Source organism: Lactiplantibacillus modestisalitolerans (assembly GCF_005405425.1).
GTDB lineage: Bacteria > Bacillota > Bacilli > Lactobacillales > Lactobacillaceae > Lactiplantibacillus > Lactiplantibacillus modestisalitolerans.
In genome coordinates this window covers 72451-96321 of the sequence record NZ_BJEA01000008.1, presented here as the reverse complement: position 1 = coordinate 96321, position 23871 = coordinate 72451, and the positions used below count along the sequence as shown (strand labels likewise).

Annotated in this window: 16 protein-coding genes and 1 tRNA gene; 13 read left to right on the top strand and 4 right to left on the bottom strand. The window is 53.0% G+C overall.

The genetic code is table 11. The features are described 5' to 3' along the window. Window positions 1-348: 348 nt before the first annotated feature. From glgB to FFM79_RS05130, 7 genes are all read left to right on the top strand, one after another. A complete protein-coding gene (glgB, locus tag FFM79_RS05160) occupies window positions 349-2241 on the top strand; it encodes a 1,4-alpha-glucan branching protein GlgB (RefSeq protein ID WP_137642467.1) in 1893 nt (630 codons plus the stop codon). Next, the gene (locus FFM79_RS05155; RefSeq protein WP_137642408.1) at window positions 2234-3373 is read left to right on the top strand and encodes a glucose-1-phosphate adenylyltransferase; all 1140 of its coding nucleotides are present in this window, start codon (window positions 2234-2236) and stop codon (window positions 3371-3373) included. The genes glgB and FFM79_RS05155 overlap by 8 nt, the downstream gene beginning before the upstream one ends. Next, on the top strand, window positions 3370-4539 hold the full coding sequence (gene glgD, locus FFM79_RS05150) for a glucose-1-phosphate adenylyltransferase subunit GlgD (protein WP_137642407.1): 1170 nt from the start codon (window positions 3370-3372) through the stop codon (window positions 4537-4539). Before FFM79_RS05155 ends, glgD begins: the two co-directional genes overlap by 4 nt. Beyond that, the gene (gene glgA, locus FFM79_RS05145) at window positions 4532-5980 is read left to right on the top strand and encodes a glycogen synthase GlgA (RefSeq protein ID WP_137642406.1); all 1449 of its coding nucleotides are present in this window, start codon (window positions 4532-4534) and stop codon (window positions 5978-5980) included. The genes glgD and glgA overlap by 8 nt, the downstream gene beginning before the upstream one ends. A 1-nt stretch (window position 5981) precedes the next feature. Next, window positions 5982-8384 carry a glycogen/starch/alpha-glucan phosphorylase gene (locus tag FFM79_RS05140; RefSeq protein ID WP_137642405.1) on the top strand — a complete coding sequence of 801 codons (2403 nt, stop codon included), beginning with the start codon at window positions 5982-5984 and terminating at the stop codon, window positions 8382-8384. Between the two features lie 14 nt (window positions 8385-8398). Continuing rightward, the gene (locus FFM79_RS05135; protein ID WP_137642404.1) at window positions 8399-10216 is read left to right on the top strand and encodes a glycoside hydrolase family 13 protein; all 1818 of its coding nucleotides are present in this window, start codon (window positions 8399-8401) and stop codon (window positions 10214-10216) included. 306 nt (window positions 10217-10522) lie between these two features. Then, window positions 10523-11290, top strand: a complete 768-nt coding sequence (locus FFM79_RS05130) for a Cof-type HAD-IIB family hydrolase (RefSeq protein ID WP_137642403.1) — start codon at window positions 10523-10525, stop codon at window positions 11288-11290. Between the two features lie 273 nt (window positions 11291-11563). Here FFM79_RS05130 and pgmB read toward each other — a convergent pair whose 3' ends face one another. From pgmB to FFM79_RS05110, 4 genes are all read right to left on the bottom strand, one after another. Continuing rightward, window positions 11564-12235 carry a beta-phosphoglucomutase gene (gene pgmB / locus FFM79_RS05125; RefSeq protein ID WP_137642402.1) on the bottom strand — a complete coding sequence of 224 codons (672 nt, stop codon included), beginning with the start codon at window positions 12233-12235 and terminating at the stop codon, window positions 11564-11566. Between the two features lie 11 nt (window positions 12236-12246). Next, window positions 12247-14970 carry a glycoside hydrolase family 65 protein gene (locus FFM79_RS05120; protein ID WP_137642401.1) on the bottom strand — a complete coding sequence of 908 codons (2724 nt, stop codon included), beginning with the start codon at window positions 14968-14970 and terminating at the stop codon, window positions 12247-12249. A gap of 632 nt (window positions 14971-15602) precedes the next feature. Beyond that, entirely contained in the window at window positions 15603-16034 is a 432-nt protein-coding gene (locus FFM79_RS05115) for a pyridoxamine 5'-phosphate oxidase family protein (RefSeq protein WP_137642400.1), read from the bottom strand. A 149-nt stretch (window positions 16035-16183) separates the two neighbouring features. Continuing rightward, window positions 16184-16256: transfer RNA gene (locus FFM79_RS05110), tRNA-Lys, on the bottom strand. A gap of 326 nt (window positions 16257-16582) precedes the next feature. Here FFM79_RS05110 and yycF point away from each other — a divergent pair. The 6 genes from yycF (at window position 16583) to FFM79_RS05080 (ending at window position 23806) form a co-directional block, all read left to right on the top strand. Next, window positions 16583-17290, top strand: coding sequence for a response regulator YycF (gene yycF, locus FFM79_RS05105; protein WP_137642399.1), 708 nt, complete (start codon window positions 16583-16585; stop codon window positions 17288-17290). Between the two features lie 12 nt (window positions 17291-17302). Further along, window positions 17303-19177 carry a cell wall metabolism sensor histidine kinase WalK gene (gene walK / locus FFM79_RS05100; RefSeq protein WP_137642398.1) on the top strand — a complete coding sequence of 625 codons (1875 nt, stop codon included), beginning with the start codon at window positions 17303-17305 and terminating at the stop codon, window positions 19175-19177. Beyond that, window positions 19158-20483, top strand: a complete 1326-nt coding sequence (locus FFM79_RS05095; protein ID WP_137642397.1) for a YycH family regulatory protein — start codon at window positions 19158-19160, stop codon at window positions 20481-20483. Before walK ends, FFM79_RS05095 begins: the two co-directional genes overlap by 20 nt. A gap of 11 nt (window positions 20484-20494) precedes the next feature. Beyond that, window positions 20495-21349, top strand: coding sequence for a two-component system regulatory protein YycI (locus FFM79_RS05090; protein WP_137642396.1), 855 nt, complete (start codon window positions 20495-20497; stop codon window positions 21347-21349). Between the two features lie 264 nt (window positions 21350-21613). Next, on the top strand, window positions 21614-22429 hold the full coding sequence (locus tag FFM79_RS05085) for an MBL fold metallo-hydrolase (RefSeq protein WP_137642395.1): 816 nt from the start codon (window positions 21614-21616) through the stop codon (window positions 22427-22429). A gap of 111 nt (window positions 22430-22540) precedes the next feature. After that, a complete protein-coding gene (locus FFM79_RS05080) occupies window positions 22541-23806 on the top strand; it encodes a S1C family serine protease (protein WP_137642394.1) in 1266 nt (421 codons plus the stop codon). Window positions 23807-23871: the final 65 nt, after the last annotated feature.

Below are 23871 nucleotides of genomic sequence, written 5' to 3'. Positions count from 1 at the left end.
TAGCTAGGCAATGCTCAATACCAACCCGTCGGCCCTCACACTCTCCAAAATAAAACTCACCGAATAAACTCACCCGAAAAAAGGCCGCTTTTTTCAGGTGAGTTTTTCTTTTGCCTGCAAACGTTGTTAAATCAAGCTGTGCACGTGAAAATTGTCATGAAAATTGACTAACGATTTACAATGAGAAAATGATGAAAACGCGTGCGGCCGTAAGCCTGGCAAGCCATTGCACTTGTTAGGTAAGGCAACCTAATTAAGGATAGTCAACCCCGGTCACCCTTTTTATAATAATGATAATTTCACTAGAACAATACTGAACAAGCATGTGGGGATGTGATGACTTTGACGATGGTAGTAGATTCACAAACGCCAAGTTACTTATTTAATACCGGCCGGGGCTTTCAGAGTCAGAATTTTTTGGGCTGTCACTGGCATTCGAACCAAACGGCGGACTTTCGCGTTTGGGCACCGCACGCGCTCGCGGTTGCGGTGGTTGGCGATTTTAACCACTGGCAACCAACGGCGCTCCGGGAACTGGGAACGACTGGGATTTGGCAGGGGCAATTAAGCAAAATATTTCCCGGGCAATTATATAAATTTCGCGTAACCGCCCCCGACGGTCAGAGCCAGTTGAAAATTGATCCGTTTGCACGGCAATTTGAAGCCAAACCGGGCGATGCGGCGGTGGTTTGTCCGCCCAGCCGGATGCACTGGCACGATAGTCTGTGGTTAGCGCGCCGCAAACGCACGCACCTGGAACGGCGGCCACTCAATATCTACGAGGTGCACCTCGGGTCGTGGCGCCGTCATCCGGACGGCAGTTACTACACGTACACGGAACTGACGGCGAGTTTGATTCCGTACGTTAAACGGCTGGGGTACACCCATATCGAACTAATGCCGGTGATGGAACACTTACTGGATCGGTCGTGGGGCTATCAACAGTTTGGCTACTTCGCACCGACCAGTCGCTTTGGGGACCGGGACGCCTTCCTACACTTCGTCGACGCGTGCCACCAGGCGAACCTCGGCGTCTTCGTTGACTGGGTGCCGGGCCACTTCATCCGTAACTACGACGCACTCTACCAGTATGACGGGACGCCAACTTTTGAATATGCGGACCGCGGTCGTGCGGACAATCATCGCTGGGGTGCGTGGAACTTCGATCTAGGCAAGGCCCAGGTCCAGAGCTTTCTCATTTCAAGTGCGCTCTTTTGGCTCGAAGAATGCCACCTTGATGGTTTACGAGTGGACGCGGTTTCGAACCTCCTCTACATCAACTACGACGCTGGTCAGGAACACCGCCTTAACCAGTACGGTGACGACCGCAACGTGGAAGGTATCGCTTTTCTGAAAAAGTTGAACGGGGTCGTGGCCGCCCGCCATCCGGACGTTGCGATGATTGCCGAAGAGTCGTCGGCCTACCCGCAGGTCACCGGCGCCTTACAGGATGGCGGTTTGGGCTTTGATTTTAAATGGAACATGGGGTGGATGCACGATACGCTCAACTTTTTCAAGCTCGATCCGTTGTACCGGGCGGACCACTTTCAATTACTGACGTTTGCGTTCGTTTATATGTACGATGAGCACTTTATCCTCCCGTTTTCGCATGATGAGGTCGTGCACGGCAAACGCTCACTCATGCACAAAATGCCCGGCGACCGGTATAACCAGTTTGCTAATTTGCGGACGCTACTGACGTACATGCTGGCCTTTCCGGGCAAGAAGCTTAATTTTATGGGTGCTGAGTGGGGTCAGTACTTGGAATGGCGCGATTGGAGCCAGTTAGAGTGGGTTGATTTAGATGACCATTTAAACCACGCGATGCAGCGCTTTACGGCGGCGCTAAATCAGCTGTATCACCAGCAGCGCCCGTTATGGGAACAAGACCAAGTTGACGCGGGCTTGCGGTTTACCCATACCGATGATCCGCAGAGCGTCACGATGAGTTTCATTCGGCAGGCGAAGCGGCCGCATGACTTCGTCGTTGCCACCTTTAATTTTGCGCCGGTGGAACACCGGCAGTACCGCATTGGCGTCCCGTATTGCGGGACGTACCACCTATTATTGAATACGGAAGCGCAGGCGTTTGGGGGCACGTGGACCCGTTTGGAGCAAACGTTTACGGCAACGGCCCAACCGTACCGCGGCCAGCCGGCTAGTTTAACCTGTACATTGCCGGCAATGGGGGCGCTACTGATTGCACCAACAAAGGTTTCAAGGGGGAGTACACATGTGTGAAAAGATGTTAGGGATTATTCTAGCCGGGGGCCAAGGGACCCGGCTCGGAAAACTCACGAAGGGGACCGCCAAGCCGGCGGTGCCGTTTGGTGGGCGTTACCGGATCATTGATTTTACGTTGAGCAACTGTGCGAATTCGGACGTTGAGACGGTCGGGGTGATTACCCAGTACCAGCCGTTGGAACTGAACGCCCACATTGGTGACGGCGCTAGCTGGGGTTTGAACGGCCTAAATGGTGGGGTGACCGTCTTACAGCCGTTTTCCTCGAGTGAGGGCAATAAGTTTTTTGAAGGGACCGCCCACGCCATTTACCAAAACATTGAATACATCGATCAGCAACACCCACAGTACTTACTGGTCCTCTCCGGTGATCACATCTACAAAATGGATTACCGGGCCATGTTACGTTACCACCAAGCTAAGCAGGCGTCGTTAACGGTGGGGGTGATTCACGTCACTGAAAAGGAGGCCCGGCGCTTTGGCATGATGAATACCGATGCGACCGAACGAATTATCGACTTTGAAGAAAAACCGCAACACCCGCAGAGCGATAAGGCCTCGATGGGGATTTACATTTTTGACTGGCCGACGTTACGGCGCTACCTAATTCAAAGCTTTGCGAGTGACAAATCGCTGGAAGACTTTGGTAAGGACGTCATCCCGTTTTACCTCTCACATAATGAAGCCGTTTACGCGTACGCGTTTCGGGGTTACTGGCGCGACGTTGGGACGATTCAGAGTCTCTGGCAAGCTAACATGGAGTTTCTGGAACCGGATAATGCGTTAAACATTGGTGATCGCAACTGGCGGATCTACTCCAAGGCGGCGGTGTTACCGCCGATGCGCTTGACCGCGACGAGTCAGGTGAACCACGCGATGGTCGTGGATAGTTGTTACGTTGCCGGGCGCGTTGACCACTCGATTTTGTCCCAGCAGGTAATCGTTGGGGCCGGTAGTCGCATTATGGACAGCATGGTGATGCCCGGCGCGACGATTGGCGAAGGGGCGCTGGTCGATCACGCCCTGATTGGTGAGGACGCGGTCGTGGGTGACGGCGCCGTTGTCCAAGGAACGCGCCAGCAGGTGGCCGTTGTCGGTTATCACGAAGTTATCGGGGGGATGCAAGTATGAGACCAGCAAGTGTGAGTGCCATCATTAATTTATTGGAACCCGCGGCGGCGTTAGCGCCCTTAACGGCGGCGCGGCCGGTGGGCATGTTGCCGTTTGGCGGCCGGTACCGACTAATTGATTTTCGGTTGTCCAGTATCGTGAATGCCGGGATTAAAAACGTCCTCGTAACGCTCCCCCGGTCGGGCCGCTCGGTTGCAGACCATCTGCGCAGCGGTCATGACTGGAACCTGAACACGATTCAGGGTGGGCTTTTCCTTTCGCCTTATAACGATTTAAAGTTGATCGCGCCGGAAAAAAAGTTGGCGCTGATCCACCACTACTACGATGATTCAATCGTCTTCTTAAAACGCAGTCATAGCGAGTACACCGTGGTGATGAGTACCCGCAACGTCGGTAATATTGATTTGAAGGCGTTACTGCGGTACCACCAGGAACGCGATAGTGCGATAACCGCCGTTTATAAACGGATCGCGCCGGACCAGCTGGTTGCGCCTAATACGGTTTTAAGCCTGACGGCGACCGGGTTAGCAACCGCCGTCGTTCCACTCAAGCAGGTTCAGTGGCAACCGACCGAAGCGGTCGCTAAGAGCATGGCGGTCTACCTACTGAGTACCGTTGACCTGATTGATTTGCTGCAGGCGGCCAATCAACGGGGCGACCTCGTTAATTTGGAACAATTGATGCGCCAAGCCGTCGCCCAAAATCAAACGAACGCCTTTGAATACACCGGCTTTCAGGCCAACATTCACGACCTGCACAGTTACTTTGCCGCGAACCTCGCGCTACTGGATGATGCCAATTTTCGGGCCCTGTTCGAAAGCTCGCGCCGAATCTACACGAAGACCCACAACGAAATTCCGACCTACTTTGCGGACGGGGCGCGGTGCCACAACTGCCTGTGCGGTCCCGGCGGCACGATTGCCGGGCAGGTGCGCCACTCCGTTTTGGCTCGCAATGTTAGCGTGGCCGCCGGGGCGGTCGTGACCAACGCCGTGATTATGGCGGGCAGTCGCGTCGGTGCTGGTAGTCAGCTGACCAACGTGATTGTCGACAAGGACGCGGTGATCGGCCCGAACCTTATTTTGAAGGGCACGCCTAAGCAACCGCTAGTTATTCAAAAGGGCCAGCAAGTCTTTCAGCAGACTGAGGTGATGAGCCGTGACTAAGCAAACGAAGGTTCTCTTTGCGACCGCGGAGGCGGCCCCGTTTTATAAGACTGGGGGTCTCGGGGACGTGAGTTTAGCGTTACCGCGGGCCTTACACGCGCAGGGGTTGACGGTCCGGGTGGTCGTGCCGTTTTATCAGCAACGGTTTCCCGCGCAGTACCAATCCCAGTTACGCGATTTAACCCATTTCACCGTTCAAGTGGGGGTCAAGCGCGCCTACTGCGGGGTCAAAACGCTCACGTTGGCCGGGATTCGGTACTATCTGATTGACAACCTCGACTACTTTGGTCGGCCCAACCTGTACGGTTACTGGGACGACGGGGAGCGCTACGCGTTTTTCCAGATGGCGATTTGTGAAATGTTGGAGCGGATTCATGACGTCCCCGATATTTTGCACCTCAACGACTGGCACACCGCCTTTATCCCGGTGCTCCTGAGTGAAAAGTATTACTGGATCGAGGCTTACCAGCGGATCCGAACGGTGTTGACGATTCATAATTTGCAGTTTCAGGGGCGCTTTGACCCGGTGATTTTGGACAGCCTGTTCCGAATTGGGATTCAGACGTTTAATGAGCAGGGAATCGCGGATGGGGGCTTGGTCAGTTTTCTGAAGGCCGGGATCAACTTCGCGGATGCGCTAACAACGGTTTCTCCGGCTTACGCCCAAGAAATTCAAACGCCAGCCTACGGTGAAGGCCTGGATGCAACCCTGCGCGCCAAACGGGGGCGGTTATGGGGAATTTTAAACGGGATTGATACCGCGAGCTATGACCCGGCCTTGGCGGTGCCCTATTCAGCAGCCACGCTGGATCGGCGGCGTCAAAATCGGGCGGCGTTGCAACGCACCGTTGGCTTGCCGGTACGGTCAGTGCCAGTGATGGCGGTCGTATCGCGCTTAACGGATCAAAAGGGAATGTCGCTATTACTGGATGCGCTCGACCCAGTTTTGAAGGCCCACGACGTGCAATTGGTGGTGCTAGGGACCGGCGCGCCGGCCTTGGAGCACGCGTTTCAAATTTATCAATTGGCCTACCCGACGAAGGTGGCGGTCAAGCTGCGGTTTGATGAGCGCTTGGCGCAACAGATTTACGGTGGTAGCGACTTGTTCTTGATGCCGTCCGCGTTTGAACCCTGCGGTTTATCACAGCTGATGGCGATGCGCTACGGCTGCTTACCGCTGGTGCACGCGGTCGGGGGCTTGCGCGACACCGTGGTGCCGTATAACCGCTACACCGGGGCCGGAACTGGCTTTAGCTTTGAAGACTTTCGCCCGGCCGTTTTGCAACGTCAACTGACGACGGCCTTGCAATTGGTGCAACGGCACCCCCGCGTTTGGCGACGACTGCAGCGGCAGGCCATGGCAACGAAAATGGATTGGCAGCGCGCGGCTGCGCGGTACGGACAGCTGTATCAAACGCTACTGCATGGTGAGGAGGAATAACGTGACAGTTACGTGTGCACAATTTAAGCGTGATTTTTTGGCGGAGATCAAAACGCTCTATGCCACGACGCTCAACGATACGTCACCGTTGGACCAATTAATTGCGCTGGGACACTTGGTGCGCCGCTACGATGGCCCCAACTGGGCCAAAACGGCGCGCGCCTACCAGACGCAACACCGCAAACAGGTGTACTATTTTTCAATTGAATTTTTGCCCGGGCGCTTATTAATGGCCAACTTATTAAACCTAAACCTGGTCACGACGGTGCGCCACGGGTTAAAGGAGCTGGGACTCGACCTGGATCAGATCCGGCAGGCGGAACCGGATCCGGCCTTAGGAAACGGCGGGCTGGGCCGGCTGGCGGCTTGCTACCTGGACGCCATGGCTAGCCTGGACATTGCGGGTAACGGAAACGGGATTCGCTACCGCTACGGCCTGTTTAAGCAGTTATTTATAAACGGTTACCAGGTTGAAATGCCCGACGACTGGCTACGCAACGGTAACGTCTGGGAAACCCGGCGCGAAAATAAGAGTTGCATCGTGCGCTTTGGTGGTCACGTTTGGCTCCAACCGCAAGCAAATGGCACGCTCAAGCCGCAGTACCGCGATACCGATGACGTGCTGGCGGTGCCGTACGACGTCGGTATCGTTGGTTACCATAACAGCGTTACGAATACTTTGCGCTTATGGTCAGCTGAATTGCCACCGAATGCGGACCACACCTACTATTCGCAGGCGCAGCGCGACCAAATCGACGACATCACGAAGGTCCTCTATCCGGACGATTCTAATTCGGCCGGCCAAGCCCTACGCTTGCGTCAGGAGTACTTTTTCACGTCGGCTGGGGTTCAAAGCATCGTTCGTCACTTTTGTGCCCACCATCACGGCATGCGGACCTTTGCTAAGCAGGTCGCGATCCACATCAACGATACCCACCCAACGCTAGTCATTCCGGAACTGATGCGCCTGCTGATGGACGAGCACCACTGCTCGTGGGACCTAGCTTGGGCGCTGACCCGTCAAGTGATGAGTTATACCAACCATACGATTTTACAAGAAGCGTTGGAAACGTGGCCGGTGGCGTTATTTCAGGGCCTACTACCCCGGATTTATCAAATCGTGGCCGAAATTGACCGCCGGTACCGCGCCCAAAAGACCCCGGTCTTCGGGGCGGCGTTAGTTGATCAGACCGCGCCCCTTGGTAACGGCCAGGTGCGGATGGCCTACTTGGCGGTGATTGGCAGTCACAGCGTGAACGGGGTGGCGCCGTTGCACACCGAGTTGCTGAAAAAAGACGTGCTCCACGGTCTCTACCAAGTTTATCCGGAGCGCTTCAATAATAAGACGAACGGCATCACGCTGCGGCGATGGGTTCAACTGGCGAATCCGCCGCTGGCCCGGACGCTCGACGCGCGGATTGGCAACTTGTGGCGCCGCAACCCGCGGTTATTGAAAACGTTACTTGCTTATCAGTATGATCAGGGATTTCTAACGGAATTAAGCCAAGTCAAGCTGGCCAATAAGCAAGCGCTGGCGGCGTTAGTGGCGCAGCGCTTGGGACTGCAAATTCGGACGGACGCCATTTACGACGTTCAGGTTAAACGGCTTCACGCCTATAAGCGCCAGCTGCTGCACGTGTTTGAGATTCTGCGTGAGTATTTTCAAATCAAGGATCAGCCCACCGCGCCGTTCGTGCCGCGGGTGCACATCTTTGGCGCTAAGGCCGCACCGAGTTACCACTACGCCAAGGCCATCATCAAACTAATCAACGCCGTCGCAAACTTAGTTAACCACGATCCGGTGGTGGGGTCGCGGTTGAAGGTCGTTTTTATCCCGAACTACGGGGTTTCATTGGCCGAAGTCATTATTCCGGCGGCCGACGTCAGCGAACAGATCTCAACCGCCTCCAAGGAGGCCTCCGGAACGAGCAACATGAAGCTGATGGCTAACGGCGCCCTAGCGCTCGCGACCTACGACGGCGCCAACGTCGATATTATTCAAGCGGCCGGTGCTAAAAACGAGTACCCGTTTGGTCTGACGGTGGCGGAAGTTTACCGCTACTATCAGCGTGGCGACTACCGCGCCCGCGATTTTTACCGCGGTAATCCCGAACTGAAGCGAATCGTGGATAGTTTGGTTGACGGTACGATTCCAGGAATTTCTACCGAGGGTCGCGAGATTTACGATTCACTGCTCCGGTATAACGACGAGTTTTTCGTGTTGGCAGATTACGCGAGTTACGTGGCGCAACAACGCCAAATTAGTCAGGACTACCAGGATCAGACCGCTTGGCAGCGGCGGGCGTTAGCCAACATCGCCGCCAGCGGGGCCTTTGGCGCGGACTTGGCGGTGGCGCGCTACGCCGACGATATTTGGCAGGTACCGCACGACCGGCTGGATTGAAAGGGGGACTGAGGATGCAGATTAAGTACGATTCATTTTCAACGGCTTATAAGCAGCCGTTTGGTGCGGTTTGCCGGAAGACCCGGCTGCGCTTCCACTTGCAAGTCGGCGCCCAGGCCCCGGTAACGGCGGTCGCCCTGTGCATCGTGCAGGATGGCCAGTGGACCCACGAGCAGGTGGTGGCGATGCACGTGACGGCGCCCAACCGCTATACGGCTAGTTTTAGTCCGACGGTCAGCGGGCTCTACTTTTACTATTTTCGGGTGGCGACGGCCATGGACACGGTTTACTACGGCTGTCGTAACGGTGGCCTGGGGGGCGTTGGCGTGCAGTACGCCGACCGTCAGCAGGTGCAAATGTACCAGCTGACGGTGCTTAAAAGTCACGACCCGTTGCCGGAATGGTACCGCCACGGGGTCGGCTACCAGATCTTTGTGGACCGCTTTTGTAACGGTAATCCGGACGGTCACGTTAACGCGCCCAAGCCGAATAGTTTTCTTTACGGCCACCTGACCGATCGACCGATGTATATTCGCAACGCTGATCACCAAGTTTTGCGCTGGGATTTCTACGGTGGCAATTTGCGGGGGATTACCGAAAAACTCCCGTATTTACAGGCGCTCGGCGTGACGATTCTCTATTTGACGCCAATCTTTAAGGCCGCCAGCAACCACCGCTACGATACCGGCGATTTCATGAAAATTGACCCGGTGCTGGGGACCTTGGCGGATTTTGACCAATTGGTCACGGCACTTCACCGCGCCGGCATGCACTTGATTTTGGACGGGGTGTTCGACCACGTGGGCGTGGATTCGCGCTACTTCAACCAGGCCGGGCACTACGATACGATCGGTGCCGCCCAGTCGCGGACGAGCCCGTACTACCCGTGGTTTACGTTCAAGAGTTATCCGAATGATTACGAGAGTTGGTGGGGCGTTCAGGACCTGCCGACCGTGGATAAAACGAACGCCAGTTACCGCCAGTTTATTTACGGTGGCACCGATTCGGTGATCGATTACTGGACGCGGCGGGGCGTGGACGGCTGGCGATTAGACGTCGCCGACGAATTACCCGACGACTTCATTGCCGGCATCCGCCAAACGCTCGACCACTACCCCGACCGGGTGTTGATCGGCGAAGTGTGGGAGGACGCCTCGCACAAGATTGCTTACGGTAAGCGCCGGCACTACTTGGAAGGGGGTGGCCTGCAGGCGGTGATGAACTACCCGTTACGGCAACTGATCATTAACGTGTTGAGCGGTAGTTTAACACCGGCTGACTGGTGGGGCCAATTGATGACGCTAAAGGAAAACTACCCCCGCAGTACGTTTCGGTTTAACTTCAACAACCTCGGTAGCCACGACACACCCCGAATTTTAACGATGTTGCAAAACGACCGTCAGCGCCTGCGATTGGCGTTTCAACTCCTACTGACGCTCCCCGGCGTGCCCTGCCTGTACTACGGCGACGAAGCCGGGATGACCGGGGGAAAGGACCCCGATAACCGGGCCTTCTTCCCGTGGTGGCACGTCGATGCGGGGCTGTTGCGGTTCGTTACGGACTGGATCCACTGGCGCCGCCAGCACCCGTGGCTAACGACGGCGGCGTTTCGGCCCTTTTACCTCGGCACGTACGGTATTGGTTATTGCTACTGGCAAGCCGACCACTGCGTCCTAATTGCCGTCAACGTCAGTGCGACCGCCCACAGCGTTACGGCCGCCGACCTACACCTCGCCGGACTACCCGCGAACGTTGCGACCAGCGTTCAGCAGCACCTCGTGGCGCAGTCCTTAACCGTTAATCAATGTAAAATTGTTGAAAACTTTACATGAAATTTACAAAAAATTGATAGTTGGCGGGGGGCGGCCGCTTGTATATTAAAAGAGTACTGCTGGACACCAACCCCGCGAAGCACGGTTTTGGTAGTACCCCGTCGATCCTTTAAAGACGTAAAGCAGGTCATGGCCGACTTAATTGGCCATGGCCTTTCTTTTGTTAGTTTTCAGAAAATACGGCCGGAAACCGCGGTCCGGCTTATCCGTTTCCGGCGCGTTATAATAGAAGTAACCGCTAGTGCCGTACCGGTCAAAACGGTACGCCTAACGGTCCCGTTTTACGGATTATTAGGAGGGATTTGTTTGTTTCAAGCAGTGGTATTTTTTGACTTGGACGGAACGCTGATGCGCGATGATAAGTCGGTGGCACCAAGCAGCGTTCAGGCAATCCAACAATTGAAAGCTAATCAGGTGTTACCGGTCATCGCGACTGGCCGGAACGTCTTTGAGGTCCGCCAGATTATGCGGGCGACCGGCATTGATTCGATCGTCAGCGCCAACGGCAGTTACGTTGCCTATCAAGGGCACTACCTCTCGGCGCACGAGATTGATAAGGACTTACTGGTCGATATGACCCACTTTGCTAATCAGCGGCACCACGCGCTCGCGTACTATAACAACGCCGGTTTTGCGTTGACCCATCAGAACGCGCTGACCGTGGATAACTTTGAGACCCTTAAGCAGACTGCCCGGGTCGAACCGGCTTTTTACCGGCACCAGCACGTTAATTTCTTGTTGACCTTTGATCCGAATGAACCAGCAGAATACCGGCAACGTTACCGCGGCCGGCTCGCCTTCGTTCGTAATAATCCACGGGCGCTCGACACGATGGTGTGGGGCGTTTCCAAGGCCGTCGGGATTCACGATATTTTGACCAAGGCGGGGTTGACCAACGTACCAACCTACGCGTTTGGGGACCAACTCAACGACTTGGAGATGTTTAAGGCGGTGCAAACGCCAATCGCGATGGGTAACGGTAATCCCCGCGTTAAACGCTTAGCGGCCTACGTGACCGCGGATAACATGCACGACGGTATTCGGCAGGGATTGCGGCACTTTGATTTGATTTAAGTTAACAATAAAAAGGAGAGTGGGCTAAAAGTCGGTTAGCTGGTGATCAGAGCTAGCTGACTTTTGGCCCACGTTTTGGTTATTAAGGTATGAGGCGACAAACCAGGGCGCTATGATAGCTGGGGATGATCTGCTAGAAAAGATGCCCGTAGTGTTCCAGCCAACCGGTTACACCCGCTGCTGGCGGCAGATCAACACCAAAAAAGAGAATGTTGTGACATTAGCCACAACATTCTCTTTTTTAATGGCATAAACTCGGACTAAAGCGTCCCGTTAAGCCATGCGCGCCTTGATATTTGCCAGCGTTAATTCCGCGGTATCCTTAAAGTTAATGTCCGCGGCCGCCAAGACCTGCGGATCACCGATGCCAATTGAGGTTTCGCCCGCACCGTTAATTGACTGGATACCAGCCGCGGCGTCCTCGACCCCAATGCACTGGGCGGGGTCCAAGTTCAACAATTCAGCACCACGCCGAAAAATTTCTGGGTCGGGCTTACCGTGCGTTAACGTCGTCGGGTCAACCGCCTTAGTGAAGACGGCACTCAGTCCCAATTTAGCCAGCACCCGCGCTGAATTTTTCGATGCTGACGCGAGGGAAAGTTGGTAGCCCGCGGTTTGGAGACTAGTTAAGAAGTCCTTGATCCCGGGTAATAGGTTCGCGGGTGTCATCTGGTCAACTAGTTCCAAGTAGTGGGTATTTTTTTCCGTGGCAAGGGCCTGCTTTTCCGCGGCACTAAAGTCGTTTTCACGGTGACCGTGCTTCAAAATCAAGTTCAACGAATCCATTCGACTAATGCCCTTGAGCGCATCGGCCAGTTGGTCATCCCACTGGACGCCGACCTTTTCGGCGACTTGGCGCCAAGCTTGGCTATGAAAAACCGACGTATCGGTGATCACGCCGTCTAAATCGAATACAAACCCTTTAATATCAGTAAACTTTGTCAAAGTAACTCCTCCTAATTTTCAGCGTAAGTCACGGTCAATGGGCGTTGCGGTTGCAACTGGTAAGGCTTGCCCATAATTTGAAGCTGGCTAGCTTGGTCGGCCGTGACGATAATTTGGTGATGATCAATCTTAAAGTGGTAGTTAACCCCCTTAAACCGGTGCTGGAACGCCAACTGCTGCCACTGATCCGGTAACTGCGGGTTAACGTGCAGCTCGTCTTCAAACGGCGTTACACCACCGAAGTTGCGGGTCGTCAAGTTAACGGTCGCACACATCACACCGAGGTGAATCCCTTCGGCGGTCGTTCCGCCCTGAATGTCGTAGTAGTCGGAAACCAGCGCCTGCGAGAAGAGCTGCCAGGCCTGGTCGTAGTTGCCGTCGAGCTGGTTTAACACGGCGTACACGATGCGCGATAACGTGGAACCGTGAGTTGTGCGAGCCAGGTAGTACTGGAGGTTGCGGTTCAAGTAGTTGGCCGGAAGGTGGTAACCGAGGCCTTCGATGATTCCTTGAACGGTTGCCACGTCGAAGTTGTAAAAGGCCATCAACGTGTCGGCCTGTTTAGCGACCTGGTAGGCGTCGGGAGTCTTGCCGACCGCCTTTAAAATCCGGTCCATCCGGGCGATGTTGCCGTACTTTTGGCGGTAGGCGCTAAAGTCGAGTGCTGGCAGCTTAAAGTAGCCCTCAAACTGGGCAATAATACCACTCCGGTTAATTTGCAGGGTGAGCTTCTGGCGAATCGTCTGCATTTTTTGCCCGAGGGCGGCGTGGAAGTCGGCGGCCTTCGCCGCACTTTGCCAGTCCGCTTCGCTGAGTTTAGCTTTCAACTGATCAATGACCGTGAATAACCAGGCGACCATGATGTTGGTGTAGGCGTTGTTGCGTAACCCGGGTTGGTCGCTGTTCGGGTAATTTTCGTGGAACTCGTCGGGCCCCATAACGCCGCTGATCGAGTAGCGGCCGGTCTTTTGATCGTAGTGGGCCTTGCTGATCCAGAAGGCCGCGATCGACAGTAACATTTCCATTCCTTGTTGACGCAGGAAGTCGACGTCGTTGGTGGCGTGCACGTAGAACCAGACGTTGTAAGCAATGTCGAGGGAAACGTGCCGCTGTAAACGACTATTATCGGGATCCCAGGTTTTGGTGATCGGGTTTAAGTGGGTAACTTGCGACTGCTCGTCACCGACTTGCGCGGATTGCCACGGGTACATCGCACCCGCGTAACCGGCGTCCTTGGCGTTTTTTCGCGCCGCTGCGAGCCGTTGGTAACGGTAGTTGAGCAGTTGTTTGGCCAACTTAGGCCGGTGCAACGTGTAGAACGGGAGAATAAACATTTCGTCCCAGAACACGTGCCCGCGGTAAGCTTCGCCGTGTAAACCGCGAGCCCCAACGGATGCATCGAGCTGGCCGCTTTCGATCGCCGCGGCGGAAACGAAACTATGGTAGAGGTTGACCCGTAATAACCGCTGGCTGGTGAGGTCACCCCCAACCTGGATGTCTGCGTTTGCCCAGGTCTTTTTCCAATAGGCGTTGCTGGCTGTGACCGTTTTGTCAAAACTGGACTGGTCTAATTCAGCCGCCACCCCGTCTAAAGGATGAGCCGTGCGAACGTTGCTGGTGGCAATCACGACGTTCTTATCGAACGTATAGGTTTTACCGGCCTGAACGGGTAATGAGACCGTCTGGCGAATACCCTGTGGCTGTTGCTGGCTCTTAACCGCTTCGTTGTCCTGCACGTCCGGACTGGTGAGCTTGGCACCAATCGTATAGTTGATTTTGGACGTCCGCGTTTGCCCGGACAGGAAGACCGCGTTCCCACGGGCTTCGATACCCAGTGTGCGGGTGTGGTGCTGATCAAATGCGCTGTAACGACTCACGTTACTATTGACAACGCTTCCATCAATGTCGGCATAAATCTGCAAACTACCGGCAAAGTTGAGCGGAGTGACTTGGTAACGAATGCTATAACGGTGCCAATCATGCATGTTAGCGAGCTTTTGTGAACGAATCCGAAGTTGGTGGCCGGAAGCTAGTTGAACGAGCTTAGTGGTTGTTAGAATCCCAGTTTTAAGGTCGAGGCTGCGGTAAACGTCCTGTAAGTCGTGACTGTTAATGGTAAACGGCGTTTGGTGGTCGACGCCAAAGGTGATGAACTGCGCGTTTGGCAGGTTAACGAGGTCCTCGTTAGTGACGGCGTGGTTCTGAATTTGGGTCGTTTCTTGATCAAAGACGCCGGCGACGTAGGTTCCGGGATAGTTGTCCTGATCGGCGTGAGCTTCGAGATAGGCCCCCCGTAAGCCAAAGTAGCCGTTCCCAACGGTCAGCATTGCTTCTTGACCGTTATTGCGAACGTCGTGGTACTGACCGTAGTAGTCCAAGTGCCACTTGAGGTAGTGGCGTTTTTCGCGGACGGCGGCAGCCAGCCCGGAACGCTGAACGGCGGCGCGGCTAACGACCGGAATGTTGAGCAGGTTAGTTAACGCTAACCCAACGTCGATGCGGTCGTAGTTGACGCCGACGATCGTGTCAGAAAACGGGTAGCTGAGCCCGTTGTCCAGAATGGCGGCGTCAAATTGTAGCCCCGCTAGCCGAACCTTGATGTTTTCGAGGTTGTCGCCAATCGACTGTTCGCGGTTGTAGGCGATGAGGTAGTGGGCGGTGGCGCGGTCGTCTTCCGCCGGGTGGTAAGTAATGTCCATGGCATCATTTTCAATTCTTAATCGAATTAACTTCAAATGAACATCCCCTTAGCTTGATTACAAAAATGAGTCATAATATAAGAAAGAAAATGTAAAAGCCTATTTCTACCGTAATCTAATTTGAAAGCGACTGCAAATATTCATCCCGTTTTGCAAGGATTTGAACGGTGAGGAAACAAAGAGTGTGAGGCCCAGCGCTTTGACCTCGAGCATTGCCTAGCTAAGGCGTTGTCGCGGTTTGTGCGATGGCGCCTTAGCGTAGCAAGCGCAGGGGTCAGCTGGGCCGAGCACGTTTCGGCCATATTGCAGAAAAGCACCGGGGTTTGGCATTGTGCCCTTAGCGTAGCAAGCGCAGATACCAGTCTGGCCGAACACGTTTCGACTATATTGCAGAGAGGAACACCGGCATTATGCGAACTGTACATGGTGCCGGTGGCGTAGCTAACCGCAGGACCAGCTAGCCCGAACACGTTTCGACTGAATCGCAGGGGAGCGCCGCGGTTTGTGCGATGGCGCCTTAGCGTAGCAGGCACAGGCGTCAGTTGGTCTGGAGCACGTTTCGGCTATACCGCAAGTGCGGTACCCAATTACTGACCATCCAGAGTAACCAAAACGAGGCTGCAACCAAAGTCACAGCCTCGTGGGTTTAAAGCCGTAAAACCGCCTCACTAGGAGTCTTCCGGGGACCACAGTTCGAGGTGGTCAGTATTAACGCGGTGCCGAATTTTGAGGGAATGGGTTTGAAACCGCAAAATCACTGGATCGTGGTAGTTGAGTTGCTGCTGAAAGGTATTCAGCGCGTCGTGCCAGTCGTGGTCAAAGGCGTCGTTACCGACGAGCGTTAGTTGGCCGCGTAAGAGGAGCGACGAGTAGTCGGCAACCTGGTAGTAGAGGAGGCTCGCCCGGTGCGTGTGGGCGAGGTTTTTAACGGTTTGGGTTTGGCGACTCGTATAAAAGAATAGGTGGTTTAACGACCGGTTGCCCGGTAATGGGCTTAAGACGACGAGCGTTGGGTAGCCGCTTGCATCGACAGTCGCCACGGTAAAGGCCGTTGCCCGTTGAAGCATGTTAAGGGCCGCTTGGCGGGTCGTATGTTGCATGGCGCGTCACTTCCTTTAAGGCTAGTTTGCCAAAAAATGTAAGGAAAGTCATTCGTTTTGCATTGCAAGTTACTATTCAAAATTATGCATAAAAAACCAGGTTCCACGGTGGATTATCACGGCGTGGAACCTGGTTAATAGTTATATGATGGGCAGTCAGGGGATCGAACCCTGGACCCACGGATTAAGAGTCCGTTGCTCTGCCAGCTGAGCTAACTGCCCATATCTCAACAGGAAATATAATATCATGATTTCGGGGGTCGCGCAATAGTATTTTGAATCTTTTTTCAAAAAAAGGGAATTTTTATTTAAATTCCGGGCGAAAGCGGTTACTAATTTGAACGGATAATTTCCCGGGAAATACAGTCAGCACGCGGATTTTCAACAAAAGAAAGCCGTCAATTTTTGTGATATACTAAGACCAGTGCCGAAAGAAACTTTTTTGGCTAATTTGAAGCGGACCGGCAATTTGGCGCCGCAACTAATCGAAGTTCCACCAAAAAAATTTAAAATTAAACCTGTTTTCCCCTAAGGAGGAAGAAATCGTTATGAAAAAAATCTTAGTCGTTGATGACGAAAAACCAATTTCTGATATTATGAAGTTCAATTTAACCAAGGAAGGTTACGAAGTTCACGTGGCTGCCGATGGTGAGGAAGCCCTCCAAAAAGTGGATGAAGTTCATCCGGACCTGATTTTGTTGGATTTGATGTTACCGAAGATGGATGGGCTGGAAGTCGCGCGGCAAGTGCGGAAAAATTATGACATGCCAATTATCATGGTGACGGCCAAGGATTCGGAACTGGATAAGGTCTTAGGGCTCGAACTCGGTGCGGACGATTACGTCACGAAGCCGTTTTCGAACCGGGAACTAGTAGCCCGGGTCAAGGCCAACCTCCGGCGACAAGGAGCGCCCGCAGCGCAACCCGCCGAAGTGGAGGAAAATTCCGACATTGAAATCGGTGATTTAGTGATCCATCCCGAAGCCTACATGGTTTCGAAGCGTGGTGACAATATCGAGTTAACGCACCGTGAATTTGAATTACTGCACTATTTAGCTCAACATATCGGTCAAGTGATGACCCGGGAACACTTACTGCAAACGGTCTGGGGCTACGATTACTTCGGTGATGTCCGGACGGTTGACGTAACGGTTCGGCGCTTGCGTGAAAAAATTGAGGATAATCCGAGTCACCCGAAGTGGCTGGTTACCCGGCGGGGAGTTGGCTACTACCTCCGCAATCCTGAAAACGAGTAGAGGTTAGTCACCGTGTTGAGATTTAAACGGAAAAACTTTTTTAAGTCGATCAATTTTAAAATCGCGCTAGTGTTCGCGTTATTACTATTGATTACGTTAGAAATCGTTGGGGCGGTGTTTGTCCGGCAACTGGAAACCAATAACGTGCGCCAATTCAAGGCGAGCGTTGAGATTCCAACTTATATTGATAACTCGTTGGCGGAACAACTGGCCTTAAACGATACGACCAAGGCTAATAATCAGATTAAGACGATTTTATCGAATTATAATACGACCAACATTGATGAAATCCGGGTCGTCGATAGTAAGGGGACGATTCGGGGCACCAACGACGTCAATGATCAGGGCGTAGTGGGTCAAAAGACCACGGACCGGAACATTAAGAACGCGATTTATAACAACCGCTCTTACACTAAAAACACCTATGATACGCAGAATAATGGCCGCTATTACGTTTCCATTGTCCCGCTGTACAGTTCCAGCTCAACTGGCAACAACAGTCAGTTAGTGGGGGTTCTGTACGTCCGAGCCAATATGAAATCCGTATATAGCAACATTAACAATATCATGGCGATTTTTGTGTTGGCGTCGTTAATTGCGATGATCTTAGGGTTAGGGATTGCGATCATTATTGCCCGGGCAATTACCCGACCAATCGAAGAAATGAAGCAGCAGACCCAACGGATCGCGCGCGGTGACTACGCTGGCCAAGTTCAGGTGTACAGTGATGACGAGTTAGGCCAACTAGCAAAGGCGATTAACAACTTATCAATTCGCGTTGAAGAATCGCAGGAGTCCACTGAAGCTGAACGCCGGCGGTTGGATAGTGTGCTTTCCCACATGAGTGACGGGGTCATTGCGACCGACCGCCGGGGTAACATCACGATTATCAACGAGACCGCCTCGAACTTTGTCGACGTTAGCGCCGAAAACGCGATTGGCAACTCGATTCTGGATATTTTGAAAATTCGCGACGACTATTCGTTGCGCGATTTGATTGAAAATCAGGACGAATTGATGCTCGACTTTTCTTCTAATGAGCGCGACCTGATTCTAAACGCCTACTTCTCACTGATTCAGCGGGAGTCTGGCTTTATTAGTGGGCTGGTCTGCGTGCTGCACGACGTTACCGAGCAGCAAAAAATTGACCGGGACCGCAAACAGTTCGTTTCCAACGTGTCCCACGAATTACGGACGCCATTGACGAGTTTGCGTAGCTATATTGAAGCGTTGAGCGACGGGGCCTGGAAAGATCCCGAAGTCGCGCCCGGCTTTTTGAAAGTGACCCAGGAAGAAACGGGCCGGATGATTCGGATGATCAACGAGCTGTTAAGCTTGTCACGGATGGATTCCGGGACGACCCGGGTCGACATGGAACTGGTGAACATGAACGAAATGTTTAACTACGTGTTGAACCGCTTCGATATGATTTTGAAAAAGGACGATAATCCAAGCAAGTACTACACGATCAAACGTGAATTTACGAAACGTGATCTCTGGGTTGAAATTGATACCGATAAGTTCACCCAGGTACTGGATAATATTATGAATAACGCGATCAAGTACTCACCCGACGGCGGGGTCGTAACCTGCCGGCTATTGGAGACTCATAACCAGGTCATTATTAGTATTAGTGACCAGGGGCTGGGGATTCCGCGGGCGGACTTGAACCACGTCTTCGACCGCTTCTTCCGGGTCGACAAGGCCCGTTCACGGGCTCAGGGCGGGACCGGTTTAGGACTCGCAATTTCGAAGGAAGTTGTCCAAATGCTCGGTGGCCGTATCTGGGTCGATAGTGTGGAAGGGCAAGGCTCGACATTTTACATTTCACTACCGTACGAACCATATGAGGAGGAGGATCTCTGGGATGACGACGCACAAAATTAGACGCATGTTACTGCCGCTAGCCCTGATGATTCTGGTGCTGATCAGTGTGGCACTCTCCGTCTATATTTGGATGAATCCGTCGCGCTACGAACGGGAAAGTAAGGTCAGTACGACCTCTTCTAATTCGACGCTGGCAACCCGTTCGGTGGATGACGTCTACTTGCCGACGCAACTGATTTATACGAATACGAAGGGCAAGCAGGCGCTGTTGATCAACAAGAACGTCAGCTTAGTCAGCCAGTTTAAGGACCAGATGCGCAAATGGCGCGCGACCAGCATTTCTAAGGTGCGGGTAACGTCGGCTAAAAGCTATACGGCCCTGCTGAACGGCGAAGAGTCGTACGTGCTTAACTTCCCGGACAGCGTCACGATCAGCATGTTTAACACGGTTTTTAAGCAAAATTTGCAAAATTTCCGCTCCTCGGAGTTTAGTCGAATCGTGATTCCGGTCAACGATACCGACCACCTGTACCTTTTAAATGATAACCATCACAGTATTTATAGCGTTCGCTTGAAGAACAAGTCGCTGAGTTCGCTGAGCGCGGTTTTACGCACGGATAAGGTCAAGGAGATTCCGGTCAAGATGACCTATACCAAAAATAATACTTACCTCGACTATACGGGTGCGGTTAAGATGCAACAGTATAGTTATTTAATGAGTAAGTTAGCGGCCAGCGAGCTGGCCAACCGGCTCTTAGACGCGGACGGCAATTCGACCGTTTCGGTCCATAATCGCAACGGTAAGCAGGAATACACGACCGGTAGCTTTAAGCGGATGACGGTTAACCCGAAGGTCGGGACGGTCTACTTTGAAGATTACAGCGACTCGGGCGAAACCCGCCAGTTATCGCTACGGAGTCAGTTGCAGAAGAGTTATACCCACTTGGCCTCGTTGGGGGTCCCAATGGATAATATTCGCTACTACGGTTTCGACGATACGAGTAACAGCGTCATTTATCGGAGTTACGTGGAAGGTTTCCCAATCTTTAACCAGACGGAAAACGGCGATGTCCGGATTCAAATGACGACCAACGGCCTGGACCGCTACTACTTCTCGCTGTACAGCCTGCAAGTGCCGGTTCCAACGACCGGTAAGCAACAGGCCGTCACCCTGCCAAGTTCGGAATCAGTTTTGAAGCAACTGGAAGCGGCGGGTTATCATAGTAGTAAGATTGGCCGAATTGAACTCGGCTACCAGTGGTCACAAAATAAATCATCGAAACTAGTTATCGACCTGACGCCGACCTACTACGTGGATTACAACGGTAGTTGGCGGACGTACACGTCGATGCTCAACGGATCGTAGGGGGTGGCCACATGAATTTTCGAAGAATTGAGTGGATTTTCCTGGTAGCCTTCGTGGTCCTCGACATTTTCTTAGCGTTTATGTACATTCAAAATAATACCCACTCCACTAAAACGGCCGGTAACACGACGACCACCATTATTCGGGAGATGCGGGCCGACGGGATCAGCTTTAAGAATCCCGCCACCAAGGAAGGAACCGGCTACTACATCGCCGGGAACAATGACAACGGCTTGAAGCAACACCTTAGTCAGCTTTCTGGACAAACGGCCCGGGTGCAGAGCACCGGTAAACTCACGAGTAGTTTGCGGACCCCGCAAACGTTGAACGAAGACGACCTCAAGGACGATTTGACCGCGTTCATGCAGCAAAACTCGAACGTGATTCACGGGGACGAGTACGTCTATGACGCGGCGCTCTCGTCGGAGGGCGACTACGTCTTCGTGCAAAAGGTCGCGGACGGCGAAATCCTGACGAGTACCGGACAGGTGCACCTGTCCGTCAATAAGAATGATCAGCTAACCGGCTACACGCAAAGTTACGTGAATAACGTGAAGACCCTGCGTGAAAAGGCGGTCACCATCAGTGAAAAAAAGGCGCTCGTCGCGCTGTATCAATATAATCAAGTTTCAAATAACTCCAAGATTGTTTGGGGACGGCTGGGCTATTCGCGGCTAGTCAAGCTGAAGAATAGCAGTGTTTACGTGCCAACTTGGATCTTTGCGGTTCGTAGTAAGAACAGTTCTAACGTGACGATGCACCGCATTAACGCCTTTACCGGTGCGTCAATGAAGAACGGCAACGACTCCAGCGAAAGTGAAACGAGTAGTATTGAAACGAACGCGGGTATGATTTGGAATTTCTAATTGAGACGAACGGCTTTCAGGCAAGTGCGCTGAAGGTCGTTTTTGATTGCGCTGTACCAATTAGTGTTGAAATTGCCATCAGCAGCGGGTGTCACCGGGTGGCGAAAACACTGTGGGCATCGATTTGAGCTCACGGGGAAACCCCAATCCCGGGGGTGCGGTTCCGCGACTTTTTTCCCCGCGGGGCGTTAGCTTTCCAACGTGGTTAAAAGCGTGTATCATATTAAGATAGTAGCGGATTTCAGAGATGGGAAGAACCGAAAAATGGGATTAAAGTTAGCAACAGATCAAATGCAAGTGAGCGTTTTGGCGTCCGGCAGTACCGGCAACGTCACTTATATCGAAACGCCTGAACATAAGGTACTGGTCGACGCGGGGTTAAGCGGCAAAAAAATCGCCAACCTCATGACGTCGATTGGTCGCGACATTAACGAAGTTGACAGCCTGTTCGTCACGCACGAACACACCGACCACTGCCACGCCGCCGGGATTTTAGCCCGGAAGTACGGCATGGACGTCTACGCCAACCAGGGGACCTGGGACGCCATGGCCCACAAGATCGGCAAGGTGCCACCAGAATTATGCCACGTCTTCGACCCCGACACGACGCTGGGACTCGGCGACCTCGATATTGAATCGTTCAGTGTCTCGCACGACGCGGCCGAACCCCAATTTTACGAACTCCACCACGCGGGTAAGTCGTTTGTGATCATCACCGATACCGGCTACGTGTCGGACCACGTGGAAGGCGTTATCCGGGATGCGGATGGTTACTTATTTGAATGTAATCACGATTTGGAAATGCTGCGGATGGGGCGTTACCCGTGGCCCCTCAAGCAACGGATTTCGGGTGATGAGGGTCACTTGTCCAACGAGGACGGCGCGAACGCGTTGATGGACGTAATCGGGCACCGGACGAAGCGGATATACTTGGGACACCGTAGTCAGGATAACAACATGAAGTCGCTAGCCCACTTAACGGTGGCCTCGATGCTCAAGGCCCACGATTTTGGCGTTGAACACGACTTTCAGTTGTACGATACCGAGCCGGAACAAGCGACTAAGTTAATCACACTTTAGGTCGATTTAATATTTCCACTAATTTTCAGTCATAGAAAAATCATATCTTTTGGTTAAAATGAACTTAAAAATCAGCATTAGTAGGGAGGGATCGCGTTTCGACGCGGCATTATGGCTAACAAATCATTAATTAAAGTGGCGGTTACCGCGCTGGTCGCAGGCTTGATCGGTGGCGGAGCCGCTTATGGCGGTATTAATTATTTCAGTAGTAATAACGTCACGACGTCTCAGACCAGCGTACCAACTGGCTCCAACAAGTCGGGCTCGACGTCCACGGCAAACGTTAAGGTGAATGTCAGTTCCCAGGCCACCAAAGTTTATAAGAACAATAAGGCGGCGGTTGTTTCGGTCATCAACTTGCAAAAGCAAAGCACGACCAGCAACTGGGGCGGGATTCTCGGTGGCGACGACGGGTCGTCGGATAGTGAGGATTCGAACTCGAGTTCCAGCTCGAACAGTAAGTTGGAAGAGTACAGTGAAGGTTCGGGGCTGATCTACAAGGTTAGCGGCAACGCTGCCTACATCGTGACGAACAACCACGTGGTTAGCGGGTCGAACGCGGTCCGGGTCATCATGAGTAACGGAACGAAGTTGGATGCCAAGTTAGTCGGGACCGATTCCGTGACCGACCTAGCTGTATTGAAAATCAATTCGGCGAAAGTAACTAAAACCGCAAGCTTTGGTGATTCCGATAACATTGAAGTTGGGGAATCGGCCCTAGCAATTGGCTCCCCACTCGGCTCGAATTACGCGACGACCTTAACGGAAGGGATCGTCTCGGCGAAGAAGCGGACGGTCGCCACGACCAACACTTCTGGTCAGCAAACCGGTTATGCTAGCGTTATCCAAACGGATGCGGCGATTAACCCGGGGAACTCTGGTGGACCGCTCTTTAACTTAGCGGGCCAAGTCATTGGGATCAACTCGATGAAGTTATCGTCGGATAGTTCCGGGACGAGCGTTGAAGGGATGGGCTTTGCCATTCCAAGTAACGAAGTTGTTAAAATCATCAACGAACTCGTTAAGAACGGTGAAGTTGTCCGGCCAGCCTTAGGAGTTGCGACTTACAACCTGTCCAACATTTCAACGAGTGACCGTAAGTCGGTCTTGAAATTACCAACGAGTGTCACTAAGGGGGTCGTCGTTATGAAGACCTATAGTGGCTCACCGGCCAAGGCCGCTGGGATTTCGAAGTACGACGTGATCACCGAATTAGGTGGTAAGAAGGTCACCAGCTTAGCAACGTTACGGACTGCGCTTTACGAGCATTCGGTCAACGATACGGTCAGTGTCAAGTATTACCATAATGGTAGTCTGAAGACGACGAACATGAAGTTAACGGAAACTACCAAAGCGTTGTCTAATCAAAGTAATTAAATCGTCAGTTTTCATTAACGTCTCTGAACGCCGATCGCGTTCAGGGGCGTTTTTTTAGGCTTTGG